The organism is Acidithiobacillus sp., from assembly GCF_027322205.1.
Lineage (GTDB): Bacteria > Pseudomonadota > Gammaproteobacteria > Acidithiobacillales > Acidithiobacillaceae > Acidithiobacillus.
This window is the reverse complement of the sequence record NZ_DAHVHY010000118.1, coordinates 1-3,382: the sequence shown is the minus strand read 5'-3', so window position 1 is coordinate 3,382 and position 3,382 is coordinate 1. Positions and strand designations below refer to the sequence as shown.

The window sequence follows — 3,382 nt, the reverse complement described above, 5'->3', positions numbered from 1 at the left end:
GTCCCTTGCGCGCGCGCCCCGAGAACCTGACCAGCCACTGGCAGGATGCACAGGTCCTTGTCCTGAGTTTTTTCCTCCCCGCCGGAGTCTTCGCCACGAGCTGTGTGGAGGGCCTTTTCGGGCAGGAGATGGCCGATGCACAGAGGCTTGACCTTTGTGTTGACTAGGTGCCTTACAATGGACACTATACTCAAGGGTATATGTATGCCCAAAAGCACTATAGGGAGATATAGTTATGGAAACCCCAGTGACCATTGGTCGTTTGGCGCGTGAAGCAGGGCTTGCCGCCGAGACTTTGCGCTACTACGAGCGGATTGGACTCATCCGGCCGGTGCAGCGGACCCAGTCCAACTATCGTCTGTATGACGGCGAAGCGGAAGCTCGTCTGCGTTTTATCCGGCGTGCCCAGAATCTCGGTTTTTCTCTGGCAGAGGTGAAGGATTTGCTGGATATCAGCAGCAGTGCCGAGAATGATATGGGTGAGGTCAAAGCGCTCACCGAGCAAAAACTTGCCGAGATTGATTTCAAGATCGCTGACTTGCAACGGATGCGCACAGCCCTTGCGCAGCAGACTGAGCGCTGTCCCGGTCACGGCTCCGTTGCAAATTGCCCGATTCTGGCCTCTCTGGCCGACGCAGGAGGTGCCATGCCTGTTCGGGGAGCGCTGGGAGCGGCGGGATAGCCAGTCCCCCCTGCAACGTGGATTTTTTGATGAGTCCGATGCCATGCCGGTGTCCTTGAAAAAAGACTCCAAGTAGTTATTTGATAAATCATAGGATTAAACTATGGCCGGGTTGGTTGTTCCTGACGAGTCCAGCCCAGCAGAACACGCAATGCACCGCTGCCCCCTTCTTCAGGGCGAGCCTGAGCAAAGGCCAGCACCTCCTGGTGACGCATCAGCCAGCCACCCACCAGTCTTTTCAGGACGGGAATACGACCAGGGGATCCTAGTCCTTTGCCATGGATGACGCAGACGCACGTCCAGCGCCATTGCCGCGCTTCCCGCAAAAATGCCGCCAGTTCAGTGCGAGCCTCTTCTACGGTACAGCCATGCAGATCGAGCCGATCCTGAATCCGGAACCGTCCCCGGCGCAAGTCCCGTAGCAGGGCCGGAGACAGCCCGGACCGCAAATAAAGCCACTCGTCTCCGGATTCCAATACTTCATCGCCGTTCAGGCTGTGGCCGAGTGCTTCGAGAACGGCCAGCTCATCCTGGTGCCGCTGTAGCGGTAAGGGCGGCGGCGGTGCAGGACGTGGGGGAGGCGGCGGGGCTGGCAGGGGTCGGACATCGGCCACCGCCCGCAGGAAGCAATCTGCTTCTGCTGTATCGGTCACTGGCTCTTGCTTCTCCGGCTGATTTGGCCGCCGCCGCCCCATGTTTCAGTCCTCTTGCTGCTCCAGCCAACGCTCCGCGTCCAGCGCCGCCATGCAACCGCTACCCGCGCTGGTCACTGCCTGGCGATAGACATAGTCCTGTACATCGCCCGCCGCAAACACACCGTCAATGCTGGTGGCTGTTGTCATGCCGTTGCGCCCGCCGCGGGTAATCAGGTAACCCTCTTCGTCCATCTTCAGTTGTCCCTTGAAGATGGCTGTATTGGGCTGATGGCCGATGGCAATGAACACCCCCATCAGCATCAGGTCCTGGGTGCTGCCGTTTTCTACATGCTTAATCCGCAAGCCGGTGACCCCGGAGTCGTCACCCAGTACCTCGTCCACAGAGTGATCCCAGATAATGGTGACGTTCTCCTTGGCCATCAGCTTGTCCTGCAGAATTTTTTCGGCGCGGAACCGGTTACGACGGTGGATGACCGTTACATGCTTAGCGATATTGCTGAGATAGAGGGCTTCTTCCACTGCAGTATTGCCGCCACCGACCACGGCGACCGCCTGCCCGCGATAGAAAAATCCGTCGCAGGTCGCACAGGCGGAAACGCCTTTGCCGCGAAACTTATCTTCGCTGGGCAAACCCAGGTACTTGGCAGATGCACCGGTAGCGAGAATCAGCGCATCGCAGGTATAACAATGCTGGTCTCCGCTGAGGCGAAAGGGTCGTTGGCTCAGGTCTGCGGTATGAATGTGGTCGAACAAAACCTCGGTATCAAAGCGCCGCGCCTGTTTTTCCAGTTCCTGCATGAGTTCCGGACCCATGATGCCGTTTGCAGCACCAGGCCAGTTATCCACGTCCGTGGTTGTCATCAGTTGGCCGCCGGGCTCCATGCCTTGTATCAGTATTGGGCTCAGATTGGCGCGTGCCGCGTAAATAGCCGCCGTATAACCACCGGGGCCGGAGCCCAGGATGAGTAAGCGGCAATGTTTTTCATCGATGACACTTTTCGGATCGCTCATGGGTACCTCGCTGCCAGAATGGAACGGTATCGGACGAGCTGCGCACACGGCGGAACCCGTCCAGACTTATGCGAATTACTGACGGAAAGTTTAACACCGTTCCCGCGCTGTTGTCCCCGCCTCCCGCAGGGGGGGTGATATTGGTACCGCGAAATAAACGCCTGCATCTGAATGCATTAGCAGCTGCTAACAACAGCATTTCTTTGCCTTTCTTCCCCGGCAACTCCTTGACACCCGTGCAGGGGTCGTTTAGCGTGCCGACATGAGCTCTGCTGCCCGTAATGCGTCCCGAGGCTCCCGGCCTGCCCCTGCAAAGCCGGTTCAACTGTCGCGCGCCAAACCATGGCGCCGCGAGGCGCTGCTGCTGGTGCTGATCGCGGTGGCGGCCTTTATGGCGATGTCCCTGCTCAGTTTTCACCCCGCCGATCCTAGCTGGTTTAATAGTGGTAAGGGTGGCCCGGTACACAATTGGGGTGGCGAAACTGGTGCCTATCTTGCTGATTTCTTGGTACAGATTTTTGGCATGATCGCCTGGCTCCTCCCTGTGGCGCTGGGCGCGTGGGTCTGGCAGATGTGGCGGCGCTGGTTTCGTCAGCATCCGGGACGCTGGACGGCCCCTCTGGGGGCTGTCGCCATCGCGCTGGGTCTGAGCAGCTTCCTCGCGCTGACTTGGCCAACGGACTGGTGGCCCGTTGCCGGGGCCGGCGCGGGCGGCATTCTCGGTCAGGAAATCGGTGTCCTTACTCAACCTTTCATTGGTGTGGGTGGTAGTGCGTTGCTATTTCTGGCGCTGTTTGTTCTCGGTGTGTTTCTGCTCACCGGTCTGGGACCACGCGCCATGGCGGCACATATCAGCGCTCTGCATTTCTCCTTGCCGCGACCACACTGGCGCCTGCGCTGGCCTTTGCGACGGCGTGTACCGGCCCAAGCGGTGTCGGTTACGGCGCTTGGACCCGCAGAGCAAAAGCCATCCCCGGCAGCAGCACCGAGCTTCTTCTCCACCAAAAAGCGCGGAGCAGTGTCGGCTCGCGCT

Annotated in this window: 4 protein-coding genes; 2 read left to right on the top strand and 2 right to left on the bottom strand. The window is 59.2% G+C overall.

Annotation, left to right across the window (positions count from 1 at the left end; genetic code table 11):
* Positions 1-235: 235 nt before the first annotated feature.
* On the top strand, positions 236-682 hold the full coding sequence (locus M7F93_RS11435; RefSeq protein ID WP_298173604.1) for a heavy metal-responsive transcriptional regulator: 447 nt from the start codon (positions 236-238) through the stop codon (positions 680-682).
* A gap of 101 nt (positions 683-783) precedes the next feature.
* Here M7F93_RS11435 and M7F93_RS11430 read toward each other — a convergent pair whose 3' ends face one another.
* Positions 784-1,335: a Smr/MutS family protein gene (locus M7F93_RS11430; RefSeq protein WP_298173602.1), complete on the bottom strand. Its 552-nt coding sequence runs from the start codon at positions 1,333-1,335 to the stop codon at positions 784-786.
* A 45-nt stretch (positions 1,336-1,380) separates the two neighbouring features.
* A complete protein-coding gene (gene trxB / locus M7F93_RS11425; RefSeq protein WP_298173599.1) occupies positions 1,381-2,349 on the bottom strand; it encodes a thioredoxin-disulfide reductase in 969 nt (322 codons plus the stop codon).
* Positions 2,350-2,611: 262 nt separating this feature from the next.
* On the opposite strand from trxB, the gene M7F93_RS11420 reads away from it, so the two are divergent.
* Positions 2,612-3,382, top strand: a 771-nt coding sequence (locus M7F93_RS11420) for a DNA translocase FtsK 4TM domain-containing protein (protein WP_298173596.1), incomplete at its 3' end; no start/stop codon positions are given.